The organism is Streptomyces sp. NPDC059037 (assembly GCF_042740015.1).
Classification (GTDB): domain Bacteria; phylum Actinomycetota; class Actinomycetes; order Streptomycetales; family Streptomycetaceae; genus Streptomyces.
The window spans coordinates 1-4204 of sequence record NZ_JBHYIG010000465.1; the positions used below are offsets into that span (position 1 = coordinate 1).

Annotated in this window: 5 protein-coding genes; 2 read left to right on the top strand and 3 right to left on the bottom strand. The window is 70.3% G+C overall.

What is annotated here, in order from left to right:
* Positions 1 to 187: 187 nt before the first annotated feature.
* Positions 188 to 889: a hypothetical protein gene (locus ACFWY6_RS44610; protein WP_384703414.1), complete on the top strand. Its 702-nt coding sequence runs from the start codon at positions 188 to 190 to the stop codon at positions 887 to 889.
* Positions 890 to 928: 39 nt separating this feature from the next.
* Here ACFWY6_RS44610 and ACFWY6_RS44615 read toward each other — a convergent pair whose 3' ends face one another.
* From ACFWY6_RS44615 to ACFWY6_RS44625, 3 genes are read right to left on the bottom strand one after another with little or no spacing between them, the layout of a single operon-like run.
* Positions 929 to 1648: an isocitrate lyase/phosphoenolpyruvate mutase family protein gene (locus tag ACFWY6_RS44615; protein ID WP_384703417.1), complete on the bottom strand. Its 720-nt coding sequence runs from the start codon at positions 1646 to 1648 to the stop codon at positions 929 to 931.
* Positions 1645 to 2046: a carboxymuconolactone decarboxylase family protein gene (locus ACFWY6_RS44620; RefSeq protein WP_384703426.1), complete on the bottom strand. Its 402-nt coding sequence runs from the start codon at positions 2044 to 2046 to the stop codon at positions 1645 to 1647. The genes ACFWY6_RS44615 and ACFWY6_RS44620 overlap by 4 nt, the downstream gene beginning before the upstream one ends.
* A gap of 41 nt (positions 2047 to 2087) precedes the next feature.
* Positions 2088 to 2651 (bottom strand): carboxymuconolactone decarboxylase family protein, encoded by a 564-nt coding sequence (locus tag ACFWY6_RS44625; RefSeq protein WP_384703420.1) that lies wholly within the window; start codon positions 2649 to 2651, stop codon positions 2088 to 2090.
* 47 nt (positions 2652 to 2698) lie between these two features.
* Between ACFWY6_RS44625 and ACFWY6_RS44630 the strand changes: the two genes are divergently transcribed.
* A complete protein-coding gene (locus tag ACFWY6_RS44630) occupies positions 2699 to 4105 on the top strand; it encodes a PLP-dependent aminotransferase family protein (protein ID WP_384703423.1) in 1407 nt (468 codons plus the stop codon).
* Positions 4106 to 4204 lie beyond the last annotated feature (99 nt).

Below are 4204 nucleotides of genomic sequence, written 5' to 3' on the forward strand. Positions count from 1 at the left end.
CGCGGGTATGTGTGTATCAGAGAATCAGAGACAGCCATTTCAAAGGGCCCCCGGCACCGTCGCGTTATTCACCTGGCGTATTGCACTTTCGTGCAATTGTGGGGCCCGATCTGCCGCGCCTACCGTGGGCTGTGTTCATGCCAAGCCTGAAGAGAGATGGTAGACGCGTATGAATCTCCCTCGTCGAGTGAGTACGCGAGTGTGCGCACTCGCCGTCGGTGCCGCTGTCCTGACGCCGATGATGGGTACCGGGTCGGCGCAGGCCAGCCCCGCACCCGCCGCCGCGGAGAAGTCCGACTCGGTCAGCAAGGCAGCCGGATTCCACACCAAGAAGGGCACGCTCAAGTGCCGTAAGAGGGGCGAGACCGCCTGGATCTGGGACTCGGCCGTGGGTGCGTCGCGGGTGTCGTGGAAGCCCGCCGGCGGCAGGCTGGTCTCCAGGATCTGGAAGCACGATCCCAGCGGTGCCTCGACGCGGACTATTCCGACGTGGCGCAAGTCCGTCAAGTGGAAGGTCACTTCAACCTGGGGAAACCCGAACAACCTGAACAAGGTGTACGGCTACTGCAGTTCGCAGGGCTGGCGGGTCGGAAAGGCGTCGGACAAACTCAAGCAGAAGAAGTCCGGCACCAAGACCTGCCCCGCGGGGAAGACGGTCTATATCTCCTCCGCCGGAATCGGCAACATCAAGCACCGGTTCAAGTCGACGAGTGGCGGCGCGCTGCGCACGCACAACTTCGGCGGTTCTCAGCAGGTTCTGGTGACGGAACGCGCGACACCCACCGAAATGCGTTCGGTGAAGTGGCGGGTGGAAGCCTGGAGCATCAAGGACCAGCTCCCCGATGCCCAGACCGGGCGGGTCAAGCTCTCCTGCATCAGCAAGTACTGACGCCGTTCCGGGCTCCCGTCGTACGGGAGCCCGGCACCGTCACGCCTGGCGCAGCTGACCGGCGATCTCCCGCAGTGCCTCCGTCGCCCGGATCAGCAGGCCGGGCCCGAACGTGATCCGAGTGACGCCCAGTTCACCCAGCTTCCGCAGATCCGGTCCGTGCGGGTGCGCGCCCGCGTTGACGGGGCCCTCGATGTCCGCGAGGAGCCGCGGCAGCACCTCGGGCGGCGCGAAGATCGGATAGACGCAGTCCGCGCCCGCCGCCACGTAGAGCCGGGCCCGTTCGACGGCCTGCGCGGGGTCGGCGACGCCCCGGAGGAACGTGTCCACACGGGCGTTGATGAACACCCGCCCGTCCGCGACGGAACGTACCTCCGCCAGCCAGTCCGCCTGCTCGCGCGGATCCTTGAGAACCCCGTCCGACGAGTCCTCCAGGTTGCAGCCCACCGCGCCCGTCTCCAGGAGCCGCTCCACCAGCTCCTTGGGCGGCAGGCCGTAGCCGTCCTCGATGTCCGCGGACACCGGCACGGACACCGACCGCACGATCCTGCGCACCGCCGCGAACATCTCGTCCGGCGGCACCGATCCGTCCGCGTACCCCAGCGACGCGGCGACCCCTGCGCTCGGCGTGGCCAAAGCCGGGAATCCGACCTCCTCGAAGAGCCGCGCGCTCGCCGCGTCCCAGGGTCCTGGCAGGACGAGCGGGTCACCGGGGGCCCGGCCATGGTGCAGCGTCCTGAAGTCGTCGACGAGGCTCATGGCGTATACCCTCCGGGCTCGATGCGGCGGCTGACCATCAGCCGGTTCCAGCTGTTGATGACGGCGATCAGGCCGATGAGATGGGCGAGTTCGGCCTCGTCGAAGTGGGTGGCCGCCTGCTCGTACGTCGCGTCGGGAACGAAGCCGTCCGTGAGGACCGTGATCGCCTCGGTGAGCGCGAGCGCCGCACGCTCGCGCTCGCCGAACAACTCCCCGGATTCTTCCCAGGCGTTGAGCAGCGCGATGCGCTTGGCGCTCTCGCCGGCCTTCAGGGCGAGGTCCACATGCATGTCCAGGCAGAACGCGCACGCGTTGATCTGCGAGGCCCGCATCATCACCAGCTCGGCGAGCACGGGGTCGCCGAGCCCCTTCTTGGCGGCCGCGCTCAGTGCGGACATCGCGCGGCCGACGCCCTCGTCCAAGTAGGTCGTACGAGGGCTCACTTGGCGTCCCCCGCCTTGTAGTGGCCCGGCACCTGCCGCGTGGAGACGCCGAAGCGGTTCCACGCGTTGATCACCGTGATCGCGGCGATGAGCTGGGTCAGCTCCGCCTCGTCGAACTGCTCCGCGGCCTTCTCGTACACCTCGTCCGGCACGAAACCGTCGGTCAGGACGGTGATCGCCTCGGTCAGCTCGATCGCCGCGATCTCCTTCGCGGTGTAGAAGTGCTGCGACTCCTCCCACGCGCTGAGCTGGATGATCCGCTCGACGCTCTCGCCCGCGGCGAGCGCGTCCTTCGTGTGCATGTCGAGGCAGAGCGCGCAGTGGTTGATCTGCGAGGCGCGGATCTTGACGAGCTCGAAGACCACCGGGTCGAGGCCCTTACGGGCGGCCGCGTCGAGCCGGATCATCGCCTTGAAGACTTCGGGGGCGTGCGCGGACCAGGCGAGGCGGGGGGTGTGCTCGTGCAGGTATTCCTTGGGCTGCGCGGGCTGCGCGGGCTGTGTTGTCTGTGCGGAGGTGTTGTCGTGCGTGTTCTCGTGCGTGTTCTCGTGCGTGTTCATGGTGTCGACCGTACGGCTCGAATAGCCCAGAGGTATGGTCCATTTCCATGGAAGAATCGTGGGCCACTTTGGGGGTCGACCTTCACCTGGAGACAGCCGGTGACGCGACGCGCTCCGGCGTGCGCAAGGGGCTCACGGACGCCCTGCGCGAGGCGGTGCGCGGCGGGCGCCTGGCCCCCGGCACCCGGCTGCCCTCTTCGCGGTCGCTCGCCGTCGACCTGGGCATCGCGCGCAACACGGTCGCCGACGCGTACGCGGACCTGGTCGCCGAAGGGTGGCTCACCGCTCGGCAGGGGTCCGGGACCCGGGTCGCCGAGCGGACGGTCCCGCGTCCCGCGGCGCCCGCGCGGCCCCGCCGGGTCAGCGGCGCGCCGACGTACGACCTGATGCCGGGCACCCCGGACCTCGCGTCCTTCCCCCGCGCCGAATGGCTCAAGGCCGCCCGCCGCGCGCTGAACGCCGCGCCGAACGACGCGCTCGGCTACGGCGATCCGCGCGGCCGGATCGAACTGCGCACCGCCCTCGCGGACTACCTCGCGCGGGCGCGGGGCGTGCACGCGGACCCGGACCGCATCGTCATCTGCGCCGGGTTCGTACACGGACTGAAACTTCTCGGCGAAGTGCTGCGGGCGCGTCGGCTGCGGGAGGTGGCGGTGGAGCCGTACGGACTCGACGCCCACTGGGAGCTCCTGAGGCGGGCGGGGCTGCGGACAAGACCGCTGACCTTCGACGAACTGGGTACCTCCACCGCCGAGTTGGGCACCGGCTCGGCGAAGGTGGCGCTGCTCACCCCCGCGCACCAGTTCCCGATGGGCGTACCGCTGCACCCCGACCGGCGTGCGGCCGCCGTCGACTGGGCGCGGCGCACGGGCGGGCTGATCCTGGAGGACGACTACGACGGGGAGTTCCGCTACGACCGGCAGCCGGTGGGCGCGCTGCAGGGTCTCGACCCCGACCGGGTGGTCTACCTCGGCACGGCGAGCAAGTCCCTGGCTCCCGGCCTCAGGCTCGGCTGGATGGTCCTGCCGGCGCCGGTCGCCGCGGAGGTCATCGAGGCGAAGGGCGGCACCGACTGGACCTGCGGGGTGCTTGATCAGCTGACCCTCGCGGAGTTCATCACGTCCGGTGAGTACGACCGTCATGTGCGCGGCGCACGGCTGCGCTACCGCCGTCGCCGCGACCAACTGGTCGCCGCGCTGGCCTCGCGGGCGCCGGAGGTGCGGGTGTCGGGGATCGCGGCGGGCCTGCACGCGGTCCTCGAACTCCCGGCGGGCACGGAGCGCTCGGTGGTGCAGGCGGCGAGCTGGCAACGCCTTGCCCTGCAGGGGATCGAGCAGTTCCGGCATCCCGCGGCGCGGGTCGCCAAGCGGGATGCGCTGGTGGTGGGGTACGGGACGCCGGCGGATTCGGCGTGGGCGGGGGCGTTGGATGCGTTGTGCAGGGTGCTGCCGTAGGGGTGGGCAGGACTTTTGGTGGGAGGGGGGCCGCGCCGCGCGCCGGGCCGCGCCCACCCCCGCACGCGCGGGCGGCGGCGGCGGGGGCGCCCGGGCGCG

Excerpts from the sequence above, each read along its gene's own strand:
- ACFWY6_RS44625 (WP_384703420.1), bottom strand. The coding sequence starts at position 2,651 with ATGAACACGCACGAGAACACGCACGAGAACACGCACGACAACACCTCC.
- ACFWY6_RS44620 (WP_384703426.1), bottom strand. The coding sequence starts at position 2,046 with ATGTCCGCACTGAGCGCGGCCGCCAAGAAGGGGCTCGGCGACCCCGTG.
- ACFWY6_RS44615 (WP_384703417.1), bottom strand. The coding sequence starts at position 1,648 with ATGAGCCTCGTCGACGACTTCAGGACGCTGCACCATGGCCGGGCCCCC.
- ACFWY6_RS44630 (WP_384703423.1), top strand. The coding sequence starts at position 2,699 with ATGGAAGAATCGTGGGCCACTTTGGGGGTCGACCTTCACCTGGAGACA.